The organism is Pedobacter vanadiisoli (assembly GCF_042684385.1).
GTDB lineage: Bacteria > Bacteroidota > Bacteroidia > Sphingobacteriales > Sphingobacteriaceae > Pedobacter > Pedobacter vanadiisoli.
The window spans coordinates 179702-198085 of sequence record NZ_JBHULL010000010.1 but is presented as its reverse complement, the minus strand read 5'-3'; the positions used below and the strand labels follow the sequence as shown (position 1 = coordinate 198085).

General features: G+C 39.6%; 15 protein-coding genes. 5 read left to right on the top strand and 10 right to left on the bottom strand.

What is annotated here, in order from left to right:
- Positions 1-363: 363 nt before the first annotated feature.
- From ACFSR6_RS13975 to ACFSR6_RS13960, 4 genes are all read right to left on the bottom strand, one after another.
- Positions 364-819 (bottom strand): lipocalin family protein, encoded by a 456-nt coding sequence (locus tag ACFSR6_RS13975; RefSeq protein WP_183768107.1) that lies wholly within the window; start codon positions 817-819, stop codon positions 364-366.
- Positions 820-953: 134 nt separating this feature from the next.
- Positions 954-3236: an aconitate hydratase gene (locus ACFSR6_RS13970; RefSeq protein WP_379079923.1), complete on the bottom strand. Its 2283-nt coding sequence runs from the start codon at positions 3234-3236 to the stop codon at positions 954-956.
- A gap of 193 nt (positions 3237-3429) precedes the next feature.
- Complete coding sequence (locus ACFSR6_RS13965) at positions 3430-6195, bottom strand: bifunctional aconitate hydratase 2/2-methylisocitrate dehydratase (RefSeq protein WP_379079921.1); 2766 nt, start codon at positions 6193-6195, stop codon at positions 3430-3432.
- 385 nt (positions 6196-6580) lie between these two features.
- Positions 6581-7249: a polysaccharide deacetylase family protein gene (locus ACFSR6_RS13960; protein WP_379079919.1), complete on the bottom strand. Its 669-nt coding sequence runs from the start codon at positions 7247-7249 to the stop codon at positions 6581-6583.
- A gap of 19 nt (positions 7250-7268) precedes the next feature.
- Between ACFSR6_RS13960 and ACFSR6_RS13955 the strand changes: the two genes are divergently transcribed.
- From ACFSR6_RS13955 to ACFSR6_RS13940, 4 genes are all read left to right on the top strand, one after another.
- Positions 7269-8669 carry a TolC family protein gene (locus ACFSR6_RS13955; RefSeq protein ID WP_379079918.1) on the top strand — a complete coding sequence of 467 codons (1401 nt, stop codon included), beginning with the start codon at positions 7269-7271 and terminating at the stop codon, positions 8667-8669.
- A 99-nt stretch (positions 8670-8768) separates the two neighbouring features.
- Entirely contained in the window at positions 8769-10100 is a 1332-nt protein-coding gene (locus tag ACFSR6_RS13950; RefSeq protein ID WP_379079916.1) for an efflux RND transporter periplasmic adaptor subunit, read from the top strand.
- Between the two features lie 174 nt (positions 10101-10274).
- Entirely contained in the window at positions 10275-11273 is a 999-nt protein-coding gene (locus tag ACFSR6_RS13945) for an NAD(P)H-dependent glycerol-3-phosphate dehydrogenase (RefSeq protein ID WP_379079914.1), read from the top strand.
- A gap of 550 nt (positions 11274-11823) precedes the next feature.
- Positions 11824-12168, top strand: coding sequence for a hypothetical protein (locus ACFSR6_RS13940; protein ID WP_379079912.1), 345 nt, complete (start codon positions 11824-11826; stop codon positions 12166-12168).
- A gap of 62 nt (positions 12169-12230) precedes the next feature.
- Here the strand turns inward: ACFSR6_RS13940 and ACFSR6_RS13935 are convergent, their stop codons facing one another.
- The 6 genes from ACFSR6_RS13935 to rpmB all read right to left on the bottom strand — a co-directional run bounded on the left by ACFSR6_RS13935 (position 12231) and on the right by rpmB (position 16062).
- The gene (locus ACFSR6_RS13935; protein WP_379079911.1) at positions 12231-12734 is read right to left on the bottom strand and encodes a hypothetical protein; all 504 of its coding nucleotides are present in this window, start codon (positions 12732-12734) and stop codon (positions 12231-12233) included.
- A 132-nt stretch (positions 12735-12866) separates the two neighbouring features.
- Entirely contained in the window at positions 12867-14198 is a 1332-nt protein-coding gene (gene rimO, locus ACFSR6_RS13930; protein WP_379079909.1) for a 30S ribosomal protein S12 methylthiotransferase RimO, read from the bottom strand.
- A 120-nt stretch (positions 14199-14318) separates the two neighbouring features.
- Positions 14319-15281 (bottom strand): signal recognition particle-docking protein FtsY, encoded by a 963-nt coding sequence (ftsY, locus tag ACFSR6_RS13925; RefSeq protein WP_379079907.1) that lies wholly within the window; start codon positions 15279-15281, stop codon positions 14319-14321.
- Positions 15282-15362: 81 nt separating this feature from the next.
- A complete protein-coding gene (locus ACFSR6_RS13920) occupies positions 15363-15518 on the bottom strand; it encodes a DUF4295 domain-containing protein (protein WP_010599808.1) in 156 nt (51 codons plus the stop codon).
- Between the two features lie 83 nt (positions 15519-15601).
- Positions 15602-15784, bottom strand: coding sequence for a 50S ribosomal protein L33 (gene rpmG / locus ACFSR6_RS13915; RefSeq protein WP_010599807.1), 183 nt, complete (start codon positions 15782-15784; stop codon positions 15602-15604).
- A 44-nt stretch (positions 15785-15828) separates the two neighbouring features.
- The gene (gene rpmB, locus ACFSR6_RS13910) at positions 15829-16062 is read right to left on the bottom strand and encodes a 50S ribosomal protein L28 (protein WP_293307238.1); all 234 of its coding nucleotides are present in this window, start codon (positions 16060-16062) and stop codon (positions 15829-15831) included.
- A 317-nt stretch (positions 16063-16379) separates the two neighbouring features.
- On the opposite strand from rpmB, the gene acs reads away from it, so the two are divergent.
- Complete coding sequence (gene acs / locus ACFSR6_RS13905) at positions 16380-18335, top strand: acetate--CoA ligase (protein ID WP_379080053.1); 1956 nt, start codon at positions 16380-16382, stop codon at positions 18333-18335.
- Positions 18336-18384 lie beyond the last annotated feature (49 nt).

Sequence of the window (18384 nt, the reverse complement as noted above, 5' to 3'; positions counted from 1 at the left end):
ACTATTAAAGCTGGTTCCCGTTCTCCACTATATCCTTTCGCTGCGCTTCAGGGATGCCGATTCGCCCGGGGCTAAAAACGCTGTTACTGCAAAGCACAAAACGCATCATAACAGGCAAAGCGCCAGGTCGTTCCTTTTACTGCCCTTGTGGAATAAACCTTATTGAAGCGGTTATACTTTTTGGTGCACAAACAAACGTATTCTACTAACGATCACAAAATGATAGAAGCGGAAAGAAGGACTGCCGGAACCGACAGCGATAAACCTGCTTTCCAAAAAAAGAAATCTTAAATTTATCTGAAACAAAAAATCCCGTTCTGAATAAACAAAACGGAATTTACACGTTATAATCTTTTAAGGAAATTACTGTATTCTGGTTGCGGTAACGGTTGTATTTTCCGTGTACGTTCCCGAATTCCCGATACTGGAGACATCAGTCCTTTTCATGATCAATATGTTATTTGATATAGAAAAGGTAAAGCTGTTATGATTAAAAGCCAAATTTCCGCTCAGGTTTAATTTGTCCCCATTTACGGTATATTTTACCTTAACATCCTCTATTGTGTTTTGATTATTGCTGAAAGGGTCTTTAAAATAAAAAATGGCATGTAAATTACCATCTTCCTTAAATTCCAAAGTTGGCCTCGGACTTTCTCCTTTGGTATCGTCCTGATCTTTACCGGTGTTTTCAAAATTGGTAATTACGTAGGAATCTATTTGCCATTTACCAACAATAGTAGTCTTGGTAGTTTCATCCTTTTTGCATGAGCTGAGGTTAATTAAAGTTAAGAGCGTAAATGCTAGAAATAGTTTTTTCATTAATTTAATTTAGTTTAATCGGCAAAATTAGATTTATTATTATGTTTTGCAAACAAAAAATCCCGTTCTGAATCAACAAAACGGGATTGATAATATACATCCAAACTTCGGACTTCCGACTCCAGACTCTCAGGCTATTGAAGTGCAGCTTTTGCAGCAGCTTCAGCCCTAATGATGTTTAATGCACCACCAGCTTTAAACCAGTCTATTTGCTGTGCATTATAGCTGTGATTAACCGGGAACTGATCAGTAGTACCATCTGCATGGTGTAATACCAATGTTAATGGTTGATCAGGAGTAAACTCAGTTAAGCCTAAAATGTCTATCGTATCGTCTTCTAAAATTTTATCATAATCATCTTTATCGGCGAAAGTTAAGGCCAGCATACCTTGTTTTTTAAGGTTGGTTTCGTGGATACGGGCAAAAGATTTTACCAATACTGCACGTACACCCAGATGGCGTGGCTCCATGGCAGCATGCTCACGTGATGAACCCTCACCATAGTTTTCGTCGCCCACTACAATAGAGCCTAAACCTGCAGCTTTGTAATCGCGTTGTGTAGCCGGAACAGGTCCATACTCACCTGTTAATTCATTTTTAATTGTATCGGTTTTATCGTTAAAAAAGTTTACCGCACCAATTAACATGTTATTGGAAATATTATCCAGGTGCCCACGGAATTTTAACCACGGACCAGCCATCGAAATGTGGTCGGTAGTACATTTGCCCTTAACTTTAATTAAAAGTTTTAAGCCTTTAAGATCTGTACCTTCCCATGGGGCAAACGGATCTAACAATTGCAAACGGTGAGAAGTAGGAGAAACCAAAACCTGTACCTTTGAACCATCTGCAGCCGGTGCCTGGAAACCTGCATCTTCTACAGCGAAGCCTTTGGTAGGCAATTCGTAGCCGGTAGGCGGGTCTAATTTAACCTGCTCACCTTTATCGTTGGTTAAGGTATCTGTTAATGGGTTAAATCCTAAATTGCCGGAAATGGCAATGGCAGCAACCATTTCTGGCGAAGCCACAAAAGCATAAGTATTTGGATTGCCATCGGCACGTTTCGCAAAGTTTCTGTTAAACGAGTGTACTATGGTGTTTTTTTCTGCCTTTTCTGCACCGGTACGGTCCCACATACCAATGCATGGGCCACAGGCGTTGGTAAAAATAGTAGCGTTTAAATCCTGGAAGGTTTTTAAATAACCATCGCGATCGGCGGTATAACGTACCTGTTCAGAACCTGGGTTAATGCCAAACTCTGCTTTCGTTACCAAACCTTTGGCAATAGCCTGTTTGGCAATGGAGGCAGCTCTCGATAAATCTTCGTAAGATGAGTTGGTGCAAGAACCAATTAATCCCCATTCTACTTTTGTTGGCCAGCCGTTTTTTTCTGCTTCAGTTTTCATTTGCGAAACCGGAGTAGCTAAATCTGGTGTAAAAGGGCCATTTAAATAAGGTTCTAAAGTATCTAAATCGATCTCGATAACCTGATCGAAATAGCTTTCAGGATCAGCATAAACCTCAGGGTCGCCGGTTAGATACGAAGCAATTTTGTTGGCCTCATCTGCCACTTCGTTTCTGTTTGTTGCACGTAAATAACGTTCCATACTTTCGTCATAACCGAAGGTAGATGTGGTTGCGCCAATTTCGGCCCCCATATTACAAATGGTGCCTTTACCTGTACAGCTCATTGAAGTAGCACCATCGCCAAAATATTCTACAATGGCGCCGGTACCGCCTTTTACTGTTAAAATACCGGCAACTTTCAGAATCACATCTTTGGCAGCAGTCCAGCCGTTTAATTTACCGGTTAGTTTTACCCCGATTAACTTAGGGAATTTAAGCTCCCATGGTAAGCCAGCCATTACATCGCAGGCATCAGCACCGCCAACACCAATGGCCAGCATCCCTAACCCACCGGCATTTACCGTGTGCGAGTCGGTACCAATCATCATTCCACCTGGAAAAGCATAGTTTTCTAAAACAACCTGGTGGATAATACCTGCTCCAGGTTTCCAGAAACCAATACCATATTTATTGGATACGGACGATAAGAAATCAAAAACCTCGGCACTCTCTGTTTTAGCATGAGGTAAATCTATCGCAGCACCTTCTTTAGCCATAATTAAGTGGTCGCAATGCACTGTAGATGGAACTGCAACCTGAGGGCGGCCCGCTTGCATAAACTGCAATAAAGCCATTTGCGCCGTCGCATCCTGCATTGCTACCCGATCGGGTGCAAAATCAACATAGTCAGACCCACGTTTAAATGCCTTTTTAGGATCTCCGTCCCAAAGGTGTGCATACAATATTTTTTCAGATAAGGTTAAAGGCCTGCCTACCACTTTGCGTGCAGCCTCAACGCGGCTACCAAAGTTTGCATAAACCTTTTTAATCATGTCTATATCAAAAGCCATACTTTAATTTTTTATAATTATTATCAATAAGGTATTATCTAAAGTAAACAATTTTAAACACAGTTATTTTTGAGATTTGTCATAATCTGTTATTTAAAACCATTCTATCCAATTCTTTGCGTAAAAGAAAAGGCTACCTGATATCTCGGATAGCCTTTTCTATTGCTTAACAATTAATATGTTTTTTTGTTTACTACTGTTTTGTAGAGATTGGGGTGAACTTGGTTAAATTAATGCCTTCTACTGCTACTTTGTATTCTTCGATACTTGGAATACGACCTAAGATAGCTGAAAGAACAACCACTGGTGTAGAGGCCAGTAATGACTCTCCTTTTTTACCATCCCTGTCTTCTACTACACGCCCCTGGAATAAGCGGGTAGAGGTGGCCATTACCGTATCACCTTTAGCGGCTTTCTCCTGGTTACCCATGCACAAGTTGCAACCCGGACGTTCCAGATACATGATGTTTTCATATTCGGTACGGGCTACGCTTTTAGGTAGCGCATCGCTGAACTCAAATCCGGAGTATTTTTGTAAGTATTCCCAGTCGCCTTCTGCTTTCAATTCATCAATGATGTTGTAAGTAGGAGCAGCAACAACCAATGGCGCTTTGAATGATACTGTGCCTGTATTTCGTTCTACGTTTTTCAACATTTGTGAAACGATTTTTAAATCGTCTTTATGTACCATGCAAGAACCTACGAAACCAAGGTCTACTTTTTTATCGCCTCCGTAGTAAGTTAAATCCCTGATGGTATCGTGCGTATAACGTTTAGAAACATCAGCGTTATTTACATCCGGATCGGCAATCATAGGTTCTTGAATCAGATCGAGATCAATTACTACTTCTGCATAGTATTTAGCATTGTCATCGGGTGTTAAGGCAGGCTTAATGCCCGTTTTAATTTCCTCAATGCGTTTGTTTGCCTTGTTGATCAGTCCCTGAAGCACCTGGTTATGGTTGTCCATACCTTTGTCGATCATGATTTGGATACGGTTTTTGGCAATTTCAAGCGATTGGATTAACGTATCGTCCTGAGAAATACAGATAGAAGCTTTAGCTTTCATCTCTGCAGTCCAATCGGTGAAAGTAAAGGCCTGGTCAGCCAATAAAGTACCGATGTGCACCTCGATGATACGGCCCTGGAATACGTTTTCGCCATCAAACTGCTGCAACATTTGCAATTGTGTAGCATGAACCACATCACGGAAATCCATGTGTTCTTTCATTGTACCTTTAAAGGTTACTTTTACCGACTCCGGAATAGGCATTGAAGCCTCGCCGGTGGCCAATGCCAATGCTACAGTACCAGAATCGGCACCGAAAGCCACACCTTTTGACATGCGGGTATGTGAATCGCCACCGATGATAATTGCCCACTCATCAATGGTAATGTCGTTCAATACTTTATGAATAACATCGGTCATTGAATGATATTGACCTTTAGGGTCGCGGGCAGTAATTACCCCGAAATCATTCATGAATTTCATCAGTTTAGGAATATTGGCCTGTGCCTTTTTATCCCAAACAGATGCCGTGTGGCAGCCTGACTGGTAAGCACCATCAACAATCGGCGAAATCACCGTAGCAGCCATTGCCTCTAACTCCTGGGCGGTCATTAAACCGGTAGTATCCTGCGAACCTACAATGTTGACTTCGACACGAACATCAGAACCTGCGTGTAAAACTTTACCTGGTGTTAAGCCCACTGCATTTCTGTTGAATATTTTTTCTACAGCTGTTAAACCCTGGCCTTCAATAGAAACTTCTTTAGCCGGAGCAAATACAACCGGAGCTTCGATACCTAAAGTTTTGGCTGCAAATGTTTGGATTTTTTTACCAAATACGATGGCATAAGAACCACCGGCTTTGATAAACTCCATTTTTTGAGGGGTTAATGCTTTCGAAATATCAATCAGTTCCCGATCTCCGTTATATAACTTTTTGGTTTTGGTATTAATGGTGAGCACAGTTCCGGTTTCTACTGAATATACTTCTTCTAAAACCGGTTCGTCGTTTTCATTGCGGATAACATTGCCGTTTTCGTCAGTTTTCTTTACCCAGTTTTTAAGGTCGATACCAATACCGCCGGTTACATCAACCGTGGTTAAGAAAATTGGAGAAATACCATTGGTACCACCTACAATTGGCGCAATGTTTACAAAAGGAACATATGGACTGGATTGTTTACCTGTCCAAAGGGCTACATTGTTTACACCAGACATACGTGAAGAACCTACACCCATGGTACCCTTTTCGGCTACCAGCATTACACTTTTATCAGGATGTTGAGCCTGAAGGTCTTTGATTGCCTGTTGTGCCTCCGGCGTAATCATGCATTTACCATGTAATTCGCGGTCGGAGCGCGAGTGTGCCTGGTTACCAGGTGATAATAAATCGGTAGAAATATCGCCAATACCGGCAATAAACGTTACTATCTTAATTTCTTCGGCAACAGCCGGTAATTTGGTGAAAAATTCGGCCTTGGCGTAACTTTCCAATATTTCTTTTGCAATGGCATTGCCATTGATGTAAGCCTCTTTTAAGCGATCAGTATCCGCATCGTATAAGAAAACCTGTGTTTTAAGAACATCTGCTGCTTTTTTAGCTTTATCGCCATTATCAGCCAGCGCAATATCCAATAAAACCTTAATAGAAGGGCCACCTTTCATGTGCGATAACAGTTCGAAAGCAAAATCAGGCGTAATTTCAGCAACAACCGTTTCGCCTGCGATAATTTCTTTTAAGAATTGGGCTTTAACGCCTGCTGCAGCTGTGGTACCCGGAAGGGTATTGTATATGAAAAAATTAACCGCATCTGCCCGGTTAAAATTATTTACATTTTTGATCTGATCGATAATTTCGATCAACAATTCAGCGCTGTCAATAGGTTTAGGGTGAAGACCTTGATTTTTTCGTTCTTCAATCTCCTGGATATAATCGTTATAAATACTCATCTTGCTATTTTATTCTTTTTTCGCGAAGTTTTGCGTAGTAAATACGCCTTCCAAAAGAATATTATTATTTGTGATTAATTTGTGGTTATCAACCCAAAAAAATGAATTTTTGGATAGGAACAAAAATAACAAAAAGCAAGCTTTAAATGGAATTTAAGCAGTTGATTACATAATTTAGAATTGTTCTAAATTGACGCTTTGATATTAATAACCGATCATAAATCAACGCGTATTAATCCTTACAATTAAGAAGAAGATGTATCTGATTAACTGTTCAATTCCGTACAGTCTTGTCCGTTTTTGAACAGCTTGAAATTAGCTTCCGACCTAAAAACCTGTTTTTAGCTTATTGCAGTAAGCCCCATGAGTTATGGCATAACTATGGCTAAAGGGAGGCGAAAGTGAAACCCTTTTCGGTAAAATGGGCTAAAACCTTTGGAAGGGCGTGTGCCAGGCGGTCAAATGCTTTTAAACTATCATGAAAAACAATTATAGAACCATTTTCGGTATGTTTAATCACATTTTGATAACATTTTTCTGGCGAAAGATTAATGTCGAAATCGCCGCTGAGTACATCCCACATTATAATTTGCAATGGGGAGTTGGGAGTTCTGGGTTGGGAGTTGCTGGATGCTTTAAGCTCCGGGTTCCAAACTCCAAGCCCCAAGCTACGAATCTGGCTTTTTTTAATTCTCCCGTAAGGTGGGCGAAAAAGATTGGTTTGAGTAAGTTCCTGGCATTTTAGCGTGTTTTCGAGATAGGTTTCATCATCGGTTTTCCAACCCTTTAAGTGGTTGAAAGTGTGATTGCCAATGGCATGTCCATCAGCTTTTACACGTTCAAAAACTTCGGGGTGTTTAACAATATTATCGCCAATGCAAAAAAATGTAGCTTTAGCATTAAAGACTTTTAAAGTTTTTAATACAAAATCTGTAACATTGGGTATGGGTCCATCGTCAAAGGTGAGATAAATAACTTTTTCGGTGCGGGATTTATTCCATAACAGTGATGGATAATACCATTTAAGCAGAAGCGGTGATTTGATCAGGTACATTTAGGCTCAAAGTTAGTAAATGCCTGAACAGATTGAAATTATTAAAGTTGTTTATATAGATTTGAAACAAATTATGAAGATGTTTACCAAGAATAAGTTAATTACCGGATCTGCGTTATTAGTGGCATTAAGTTTTAGTCAGCAAATTAAGGCTCAAGAAGTGATCAGCATTCAACAGGCGGTTGAAAACACATTAAAAAACAATCTAAACATCAAACAGGCTGCTTTTAATGCCGCACTTAGCGAAGAAAATGTGCGCCAGTCTAAAAATGCTTTATTGCCCACTGTAAATGGTACTGTTAATCAGTCCATGCAATGGGGTAGGAGTCAGGTAACATCAGGTTTGTATCTAAACACTCAAAATTATAGCTTAAGTCCAAGCGTTTCTGCCAATTTGCTATTATTTGGTGGTGGAACTCAGCTTAACCAGATCAGGCAGAATAAATTATTGCTTGCTGCAGATCAAACCAATGTAGAGAAGGTAAAAAATGATCTTATTCTGCAGGTAGTAACGGCTTATCTGCAGGTTTTAAATAACCAGGACCAGGTTAAAGCTACCCAACAACAATTAGATGTAGCCAATTCTACTTTAAAAAGGGAGCAGGCATTGTTAGATGTTGGTAACAAAACGTTAGCTGATATTTCGCAGGCCAAATCGCAAGCGGCAACTGCTGAGCTTAACCTGACCAATGCGCAGAATCAGTTAACTATATCTTATTTAACTTTAGGACAGTTAATGGAAATTCAGCCACCAATGACATTCAAGGTGCAGCCGCCATTGGTTAACGAATTGAACAACATTCAGAACAATTATGTTCCAAGTGATATTTACAACCAGGCTTTAAACACTTTTCCCGATATCAAATTGGCAAGTTTAAATACAAAAGCAGCAGAAAAAGCAATTGATGTTGCCAGGGGTAGCTATTACCCAAGGGTTACATTTGGAGGCGGTTTAGGATCGTTCTATCAATACCAGTTTGCTTTCCCGGGGAATAATCCATTTTTTAGTCAATTGTCTGATAACTTCGGTAAATCAATTAATATGGGTATTTCGATCCCAATTTTTAATGGTTTTAATGCTAGGTCAAATGTAAGAAAGGCTAAAATAGCATTCCAGCAGCGCAAAACAGATGAGCAACTCTCGAAAAATAACCTGATCAAAGTAATCAATCAAGCTGTTGCCGACTTAAATGCCGCTCAAAGCAGGTATTCTTCTACCCAAAATGCTTTCCAGGCACAAAAAGATGCTTTTTACGTAATCGAGCAACGTTATGCCGTTGGTCTGGTAAACTCTTTAGATTACAGTACTGCACAAACCAATAGAAATAAAGCCGAAATAGATTTTATCTTAGCAAAATACGATTTACTGTTCCGCGCCAAAGTAATTGATTATTATTTAGGCAAACAGATTGTTTTTTAAGATCAAAACTGAAAGCAAGGTGAATTAAATAATAAAACCTTACAACTTTACCCGGTTTAACCTTGACAAATTAAACAAACGAAATACAATACATAAATTATGAAACTGAAGCATATTATTATTACCGTAGTTGCGATTATAGCGCTCCTGGTTATACTGAAACTCGCTGGTGTAATTGGAGGCGATAAAACTGAAAAGGTAACTACAGAAAAAGCATCAGATAAAACTGTTGTGGAAACAGTTACGGCCAGTGGTAAAATCCAGCCAGAAACCGAGGTTAAATTAAGTTCGGAGGTATCGGGCGAGGTGGTAGAATTAAAAGTAAAGGAAGGCGATATTGTTAAGGCAGGCCAATTGCTTTGTAAAGTACGTCCGGATGTATTGCAATCGGGTTACGAAAGAACAGTGGCTACCTTTAATGCACAGAAAGCGAGTGTGGCTGCGGCACAACAGCAACTTGCCCAAAACCAGGCAAACTTTGTAAATGCCGAAGCTACGTATAAACGTAATGTCGAGCTTTTCAATAAAAAGGTAATTTCAGCTTCAGAGTTCGATTCGGCTAAAGCAGCGTTTTTAACCGCTAAAGCCAATTTGGCCAGTGCAAAAGAAAATGTAACCGGTGCTAAGTTTACTTTGGAGCAAACAGGCGCAAATGTGAAAGAAGCAGGTGCTAACTTAGCCAAAACAACAATTTATGCGCCGGTTGATGGTGTTGTTTCTAAACTATCAATCGAATTGGGCGACCGTATTTTAGGAACTTCGCAAATGGCAGGTACCGAAATTATGCGTATCTCTAACCTGTCATCAATGGAAGTTAACGTTGATGTGAACGAAAACGATATTACCCGAGTTAAAGTAGGTGATAAAGCTTCGATCGAGGTAGATGCCTTCTCTGATAAAAAGTTCAAAGGGGTAGTAACCGAAATTGCAAGTTCATCAACCGCAGTGGGTACTGCAGTATCTACCTCCGTAGATCAGGTAACCAATTTCTCTGTAAAAATCAGGATCAGTGAAGAAATGGAAGGTAAACAGCGATCTATCTTCCGTCCTGGAATGTCGGCTACGGTTGATATTGAAAGCGAATCAGTAACAGGTTTGGCCATCCCAATCCAGTCTGTATTTACTGACAGTGGAAAATCTGGCGAAAACCAGGGCAACCAGGAAAATACTGATAAACAAAAATCAAAGCTGACTGATAAAAAGGTGAAGCAATATGTTTATGCTTACGATGCTAAAACCAAAAAGGTTAAAAAGACAGAAGTAACCACAGGTATCCAGAACGATCAGTTTATCATTGTAAAATCGGGTGTTAAAGCCGGCAATGAAATTGTAACCGGTCCGTATTCTGCCATTCAGAATAAATTGAAGGATGGAATGATCGTAGAAAAAACATCTAAGGACCAGTTGTTTAACAAAGACGCTAAGAAGTAGTTTATAATTAATCGCAAGAAATAGTAACTTGCGTTGTTTAAGGTGTATTCCTAAGGTTTAGGGTGTAAGGTTTAAGGTATAAGGCATTTGTCTTAAACCTTAGGCCTTACACCTTTTGCCTTATGCCTTTAAAATAAGGTCTTACACCTTTTACCTTTAACCTTTTTTATAAACATGGTACCTAAAATAGCAATGATAGGGGGTGGGAGCTGGGCGACTGCCATTGTAAAAATGCTTGCAGATAATTTATCTGATAAAGAGATTTTTTGGTGGATGCGTAATGAAACAGCCATTGAACACATTAAAAAATTTAAACACAATCCGCATTACCTCAGTTCTGTTGAGTTAAAGCTCGATCAGGACAATATCTCCTCTGATATTGTTGCAATTATAAAATCAGCTGATTTTGTTATTTTAAACGTGCCGGCTGCATTTTTAAAAGAAACCCTTTCTACTATTACTCCTGAAGATTTAAAAGGAAAGAAGATTGTATCTGCCATTAAGGGAATTGTACCTGAAAATAACCTGATTATAGGCGAATTTTTGCACAAAAACTACAATATCCCCTACCACGATATTCTGGTGGTAAGTGGCCCTTGCCATGCTGAAGAGGTGGCTTTAGAGAAATTGTCTTACCTAACCATTGCCTGTACCGATATAGAAAAGGCATCGGTATTTGCTTCGATTTTAAATACCCGATACATTAAAACCAATGTTTCTGACGATATTTTTGGAACAGAATATGCTGCGGTTTTAAAGAATATTTATGCGGTTGCCAGCGGTATTTGCCACGGTTTGGGTTATGGCGATAATTTTCAGGCGGTACTGATTAGCAATGCCATACGCGAAATCAAACGCTTTGTAGATGTGGTGCATCCTATTGATAGGGATATTAAAGAATCGGCCTACCTGGGCGATTTGCTGGTTACCGCTTATTCGCAATTTAGCCGCAACCGTACTTTTGGCAACATGGTAGGGAAAGGTTATACCGTAAAATCGGCCCAGCTCGAAATGAATATGGTTGCTGAAGGTTATTATGCCGCAAAATGTATGCATCTTAAAAATCAGGAATATAACGTTGATATGCCAATTTGCAAAGCCGTGCACAGCATCATTTACGAGAAACGTTCGCCACAGATAGAAATGAAACTATTAGCTGAGAAGCTAAGCTAGAGATATAACGCAGCAGCCGGCAGGCTTTACTAATTGTGACAGCCCTCTACGTTTCAAAAAGAATTAATTTTTTATTAAAGCAGGTTTACTGCCTGTCGGTTCGGGTAGTCCTTCTTTCCGCTTCTATCTTTTTGTGAAGGGCTGTGAAAAGATTTTTGTTTGTGCACCAAAAAGTATAACCGCTTCAATAAGGTTTATTTTACACAGGGCAGTAGAAGAAACGGGCCATCACTTACCCATTATTATGCCTTTTTCATTTTGTTCTTTGCAGTAACTGCGTTTTTAGCCCCGGGCGCAGCGGCATCCCTGAAGCGCAGCGAAAGGATATAGCGAAGAACGGGAACAGATTCTGATAGTTGTGACTGCCCCTGTGCTCCAAAAAACAATTAAGCCTTGATGTAAGTATTTTCAGTATGTTTTGTACAGATTGTCTTTCTTTTTGCTGTATACTTTATATGCTTAAAAAAATATATTCTTTATCTTTATTAGTGTAACAGAAATAAAACAAATCTAACCATTAACTGTTATGCTCTAAATAAAATTTACTGTCATGAAAAAGAAACTTGTAACGGGCTTATTAACGCTTGCCTTGTTTGGGGGTGTTGCCTTAAATTTAAATGCTCAGGAAAAGAAAAAAACTGAAGTAGGTAAGGCATTAGACCATACCGGCAAAGCCATTAGTAAAGGGGCTAAATCAGTAGGCAATAAAACGGCCGAAGTAGCGGTGAAAGGCAGCTCGAAAATAGCAGATAAAACCTGGAAAGGTAAAATGGCACCCGATGGTTCTGATGTTTATATTAACGGAAAGAACGAAAAATATTATGTAAATGCCAAAGGTGCAAAAATTTGGTTAAAACCAAGCCAGATTAAAAACAGGCCAGCATCAAAAAACTAAAACATAAAAATCCCGATCTATGATCGGGATTTTTTGCTGAAGGGCCAATTAGCTAAGGGCAATTAAATTTTTAATCTATAAATATTGTTCAGCGGTAAGCCGGTCGCGTTAGGAAGTTCTTTAACGGCTTCTATTTTATCGATTAATAGTTTATCAATAGAATTGTTGCCTACTTTTAAATTAAGCTCATACACTTTAGCATCACCCAGTTTAAGATAAAAGGTATTGTCGATACTTTTTGACAAGCGTGTTATTTCATAAGAAACTAACTGATAATAGGTAATTTTAGCATCGTTGGTATAAGTAAAAGGTTGTTTAATATCAAAGTTGAGTTGTTTAATCACATTGTTGGCATCTTTTGAATAAAGCTGGATTTTTGCCTTCTCAAAATAACCTGTACTGGTAGGGCTAAGCAGATCAACGTCACTGCTGTTTTTAATCACCAACATTAGGCTCGGACCCGGCAGTACAGAACAGGCACACAATCCGCCGCCGCCAATATTCTCTTTTTTACAACCCAGTCCAACGATAAAAATTGCAGAGAGGATAATTAGAAATTTTTTCATAGCTGTTTACGATTTTATACTAAAACGGGGAAACGTTTGTTTTCGCTACAAAGTGTTAATAATTAATGGGATGGCTTTAAAACAAAAATCCCGAAAGGGTTACTTCCGGGATTTTTAAGCAGTTATATTTTATTAAACAATTGTACCGTACAGATCGAAATCTTCGGCCCTGTCAATTTTCACATTAACAAAGCTTCCGTTAGCAGCATAACCAGTAACAGCATCAATTAACACTTCGTTATCTACCTCGGGCGAATCGAATTCTGTTCTGCCCACAAAGAAATCACCTTCTTTTTTATCCACCAGTACTTTAAAGGTTTTGCCTACTTTTTCCTGGTTAATATCGAAAGAAATGCCCTGCTGTATTTCCATGATATCATCTACACGTTGTTGTTTTACTTCCTCAGGAACATCGTCAACCAAGGTGTGGGCATGTGTTTTTTCTTCATGCGAGTAGGTAAAGCAGCCCAAACGATCGAATTTGGTTTCGGCTACCCATTCCTTCATCTCTTCAAAATCGCGCGTTGTTTCGCCCGGATATCCGCATATTAAAGTGGTGCGCATCGCAATATTAGGCACCTTATCTCTAATTTGGTTAACCAGGTCGATGGTTTTCTGCTTGGTGGTACCGCGGCGCATCGATTTAAGCATATTATCGGTAATGTGCTGTAGTGGCATATCCAGGTATTTGCAGATGTTGTCGCGCTCATTCATAACATCTAAAATTTCCATAGGGAAACCAGAAGGGTAGGCGTATTGCAGGCGGATCCACTCAATTCCGGGTACGTCCGATAAGCGGCGCATCAACTCATCTAACTTACGTACGCCATAAAGATCAAGGCCATAATAGGTCAGGTCCTGTGCAATCAGGATCAGCTCTTTGGTGCCGTTTTTAGCCAGTATTTTGGCTTCGTTAACGAGCTCTTCCATGGGCTTGCTCATGTGCTTGCCTCGCATTAGCGGAATGGCACAGAACGAACAAGGACGGTTACAGCCTTCGGCTATTTTGAAATAAGCAAAGTGAGATGGGGTAGTGAGTAAGCGTTCGCCAATCAGCTCATGTTTATAGTTGGCCCCCAGTTCGTGCAGGATATTTTGTAAGTCGTTGGTACCAAAAAAGGCATCAACATTGGTAATTTCCGATTCGAGTTCTGGTTTATACCGCTCAGAGAGGCAGCCCGTAACCACCACTTTCCCAATTTTACCGGCTTCTTTTAGCTCGCTAAACTGAAGAATGGTATCGATTGACTCCTGTTTGGCATTATCGATAAAGCCGCAGGTATTAATCACCACGATATCATCTTTACCCATTTTGTCCGATTCGTGGGTAACATTAAGGTTGTTGCCACGCAACTGGCCCATTAATACTTCCGAATCGTATATGTTTTTAGAACAACCTAAAGTGATTACGTTGATTTTGGGTTGTTTAGTTGCTGTTTTACTGCGTACTACTTTAGTATTCATCTTTTACACTTAATCTTTACTGTTATTAAAAGTAAGGAGATCGTCTGCCTGAATTTATTCCAGGGTCTTTAATTTAAAAAGCAATGCTGAACAAATTCAGCATGACGGATATTTTACAGGTTATTTAAACAAACTATTTACAAAATCCTTTTTATCGAAGAGTTGCAAATCATTTATTTTTTCGCCTACACCAATATATTTAACGGGAATTTTAAACTGATCGGAAATACCGATTACCACACCGCCTTTAGCTGTCCCATCCAGTTTGGTAATGGCCAGTGCATTTACGTCAGTAGCTTCGGTAAACTGTTTGCACTGTTCAAAAGCGTTTTGGCCGGTAGAGGCATCCAGTACCAGTAAAATTTCGTGTGGCGCACCTGGTACTACTTTTTGCATTACCTGTTTAATCTTGCCCAGCTCATTCATCAAGCCAATTTTGTTATGTAAACGCCCGGCGGTATCGATAATTACGACATCCTCGCCATTGGCAACGGCCGATTGCAGGGTGTCAAAAGCAACAGAAGCGGGATCTGAACCCATGGCCTGGGCTACTACTCTTACACCAACACGTTCGCCCCAAAGTTTAATCTGGTCAACAGCCGCAGCCCTAAAGGTATCAGCAGCACCCAAAACAACTTTAAGCCCTGATTCTTTCAGTTTATGGGCCAGTTTCCCGATGGTAGTGGTTTTGCCTACACCGTTTACGCCAACCACCATAATTACATAGGGTTTATGATCGCCATATTCGAACTGGCGGAAATCGTTACTGTTGTTTTCTGATAGCAGCAGCTGGATTTCGTCGCGGAGGATAAAGTTGAGCTCGGAGGTGTTAAGATATTTATCCCTGGCAACACGCTCTTCGATGCGTTTGATGATTTTTAGGGTTGTACTTACGCCTACATCAGAAGTAACCAAAACCTCTTCAAGGTTATCGAGTACTTCGTCATCAACAGAAGATTTTCCTGCTACGGCCTTGGTAATTTTATTAAAGAAACCATCTTTTGTCTTCTCTAAACCTTTATCCAGTGCTTCCTGAGCTTCAGGTGCGGTTTCTTTCTTTTTGAAAAAATCGAATAAACCCATATCTAAATTTTATATAACAAAAAAAGCCCTTCCGGTTAAAGCGGAACGGCCTATAATATTTTATATTAAAAAATATTAACCTTATTTAGATGCAATAGCATCTTTTACGTGGTCATTGTGTACGATAAGTTCTTTGAATGAGTAAGCACCAGTTTTAGGTGATTTTACCATTGTAATTACTTTCGAATATTCTTTACCTGTACCTGTTTTAAGGGTTGCAACTACTTTCTTTGCCATGTTCTTATAATTTTAAATGATTGAATGATAGAAGGATTGAATGAGTGCTTAAACCCTCAACCTTAAGCCTTTTACCTTCAGCCTTATTTAATCTCTTTGTGTACGGTTACTTTTCTCAATACTGGATTGAATTTTTTCAATTCTAATCTTTCAGTAGTGTTTTTACGGTTCTTGGTAGAAATATATCTAGACATACCTGGCATGCCACTTTCTTTATGTTCAGTACATTCTAAAATAACCTGAACTCTGTTACCTTTTTTTGCCATTTTATTATAAATTGAAAACTGTTAATCTCAACAGTTAATGTTTTTTACAAAAATCCTTTTTTTACGAAACGGTTAATTGCTTCGCTGATACCCACTTTATTGATGGTTTTGATCGCTGAAGTAGAAACTTTCAACGTAATCCAACGGTTTTCTTCAGGGATATAAAATTTCTGAAGTTGTAGGTTTGGGTAAAATTTGCGTTTGGTCTTAACGTTTGAGTGAGAAACGTTGTTACCTATCATTGCTTTTTTTCCTGTTAAATCACAAACTCTTGACATGACTTGTAAATATAGTTGTTAATATCGTCCGCTTAATTTTTTTAAGAGTGTGCAAATATCTGAATAAAATTTGTAAACGGCAATAGCCTAGTCAATTATTTTTATAATTCCCTTCTCTTAGCTCATTAATTCCGACTTTAAGCATTTAATGGCTGTTCCGGATTAAAAGTACCTGTTGATTTTTTTAAGAAAGCTACGGTTGTGCTTCTTCGGTTCATTGCTTTTAATATCTGGCTATTGAAGGTTTATTAATGCCAAATATCTGTTAAAATAAATATTGTACCAAAGTTTGATATTCATTTTGATACGATTTGTCTATTTCTCCTTATTATTATTTAGTTAAATTAGCCCCCACTAATCCAAAATATAAACAAGCAATGCAAATTACATCTTTTAAGCAGTACGAAGAAGATTATAAAAAAAGCGTAGAAAACCCAGAGCAGTTTTGGGGTGAGGTGGCACAGAATTTTCAGTGGCGTAAGCCATGGTTTAAAGTTTTATCATGGAACTTTAACGAGCCCAATATCAAGTGGTTCGAAGGCGCTAAACTTAATATTACCGAAAATTGTTTAGACCGGCACCTGGCTGCCAATGGAGATAAACCAGCCATTGTTTGGGAGCCAAATAATCCGGAAGAAGAAAGTGTAACTTATACTTATAAAATGCTGCATGAGCGTGTTTGCCGCTTTGCCAATGTACTGAAACGTAATGGAGCAAAAAAGGGCGACCGTATCTGTATTTATATGCCCATGGTGCCCGAACTGGCTATTGCTGTTCTGGCCTGTGCCAGGATCGGTGCCGTTCATTCGGTTATTTTTGGCGGTTTTTCTGCAAAGTCTATCGCCGATAGGATCAACGATTCGCAATGTAAGTTAGTGATAACTGCCGATGGCTCTTACCGGGGCAATAAACAGATTCCCTTAAAGGATGTAATTGATGATGCACTGATTGGCTGTCCGACGGTAGAAAAATGTATTGTGCTTACCCATATCCGCACTCCGGTTTCGATGTTGAAAGGTAGGGATGTTTGGTGGGAAGATGAAGTAAAACACGTGAACGATGTTTGTGAGGCAGAAGAAATGGATGCAGAAGATATGCTCTTCATCCTTTATACTTCTGGTTCAACCGGAAAGCCAAAAGGAGTAGTACATACCTGTGGTGGTTATATGGTTTATGCAGGTTACACTTTTGCCAATGTATTCAATTATCAGCCTGGCGAAGTTTATTTCTGTACAGCCGATATCGGTTGGATTACCGGGCACTCTTATATTGTTTACGGACCGCTTTCGCAAGGTGCTACTTCGGTACTGTTCGAAGGTATTCCCACTTATCCGAGTCCTTCGCGTTTTTGGGATATTGTAGAAAAACATAAGGTAAATACACTATACACGGCCCCAACCGCTATACGTTCTTTAATGAGCTATGGCGATGAACCTTTAAATGGAAAAGATTTAAGCACCATCAGGGTTTTAGGCTCGGTAGGAGAGCCGATCAATGAAGAAGCATGGCATTGGTTTGATGAGAAAATCGGGCATGGTAAAGCGCCTATTGCCGATACCTGGTGGCAAACTGAAACCGGAGGGATCATGATTTCACCTATTGCTACGGTAACACCAACCAAACCGAGTTTTGCAACCTTGCCTCTACCGGGTATACAACCAATTCTGGTTGACGAAAACGGTAATGAGATTGAAGGCAACGGCGTAATGGGCAACCTTTGTATTAAATTCCCATGGCCTGGTATGTTGCGTACTACCTATGGCGATCATGAACGTTGCAAACAAACTTATTTCTCTACTTATGATAATTTATATTTCACCGGCGACGGTTGTTTACGTGATGAAGATGGTTATTACAGGATTACGGGAAGGGTAGACGATGTGCTGAACGTTTCCGGACACCGTATTGGTACCGCAGAGGTAGAAAATGCCATTAACATGCATGCCGGTGTGGTAGAAAGCGCTGTGGTGGGTTACCCTCATGATGTAAAAGGTCAGGGCATTTATGCCTTTGTGATTTATCCGGATATGCATGGAGAGGCTGACCTGTCTAAAAAGGATATCTTACAAACCGTAACGCGTGTAATTGGGGCCATAGCAAAACCTGACAAGATATTATTTGTTTCTGGCTTGCCAAAAACACGTTCAGGAAAAATTATGCGTAGAATTCTACGCAAGATTGCCGAAGGGGATACCAGTAATTTAGGCGATACCTCTACACTGCTTGATCCAGGTGTGGTAGAAGAGATTATTGAAGCAGCTAAAAAGCTTTAATATAAAATTTAATAAGAAAGCCTCCGGATGTAAATCCGGAGGCTTTCTT

What these genes read in the sequence shown, in the direction of transcription:
- ACFSR6_RS13955 (WP_379079918.1), top strand. Translation starts at nt 7,269, where the DNA reads ATGCCTGAACAGATTGAAATTATTAAAGTTGTTTATATAGATTTGAAA.
- rpmG (WP_010599807.1), bottom strand. Translation starts at nt 15,784, where the DNA reads ATGGCAAAAAAAGGTAACAGAGTTCAGGTTATTTTAGAATGTACTGAA.
- ftsY (WP_379079907.1), bottom strand. Translation starts at nt 15,281, where the DNA reads ATGGGTTTATTCGATTTTTTCAAAAAGAAAGAAACCGCACCTGAAGCT.
- ACFSR6_RS13970 (WP_379079923.1), bottom strand. Translation starts at nt 3,236, where the DNA reads ATGGCTTTTGATATAGACATGATTAAAAAGGTTTATGCAAACTTTGGT.
- ACFSR6_RS13920 (WP_010599808.1), bottom strand. Translation starts at nt 15,518, where the DNA reads ATGGCAAAGAAAGTAGTTGCAACCCTTAAAACAGGTACAGGTAAAGAA.
- ACFSR6_RS13950 (WP_379079916.1), top strand. Translation starts at nt 8,769, where the DNA reads ATGAAACTGAAGCATATTATTATTACCGTAGTTGCGATTATAGCGCTC.
- ACFSR6_RS13945 (WP_379079914.1), top strand. Translation starts at nt 10,275, where the DNA reads ATGGTACCTAAAATAGCAATGATAGGGGGTGGGAGCTGGGCGACTGCC.
- ACFSR6_RS13935 (WP_379079911.1), bottom strand. Translation starts at nt 12,734, where the DNA reads ATGAAAAAATTTCTAATTATCCTCTCTGCAATTTTTATCGTTGGACTG.
- rpmB (WP_293307238.1), bottom strand. Translation starts at nt 16,062, where the DNA reads ATGTCAAGAGTTTGTGATTTAACAGGAAAAAAAGCAATGATAGGTAAC.
- ACFSR6_RS13960 (WP_379079919.1), bottom strand. Translation starts at nt 7,249, where the DNA reads ATGTACCTGATCAAATCACCGCTTCTGCTTAAATGGTATTATCCATCA.
- ACFSR6_RS13965 (WP_379079921.1), bottom strand. Translation starts at nt 6,195, where the DNA reads ATGAGTATTTATAACGATTATATCCAGGAGATTGAAGAACGAAAAAAT.
- ACFSR6_RS13975 (WP_183768107.1), bottom strand. Translation starts at nt 819, where the DNA reads ATGAAAAAACTATTTCTAGCATTTACGCTCTTAACTTTAATTAACCTC.
- rimO (WP_379079909.1), bottom strand. Translation starts at nt 14,198, where the DNA reads ATGAATACTAAAGTAGTACGCAGTAAAACAGCAACTAAACAACCCAAA.
- ACFSR6_RS13940 (WP_379079912.1), top strand. Translation starts at nt 11,824, where the DNA reads ATGAAAAAGAAACTTGTAACGGGCTTATTAACGCTTGCCTTGTTTGGG.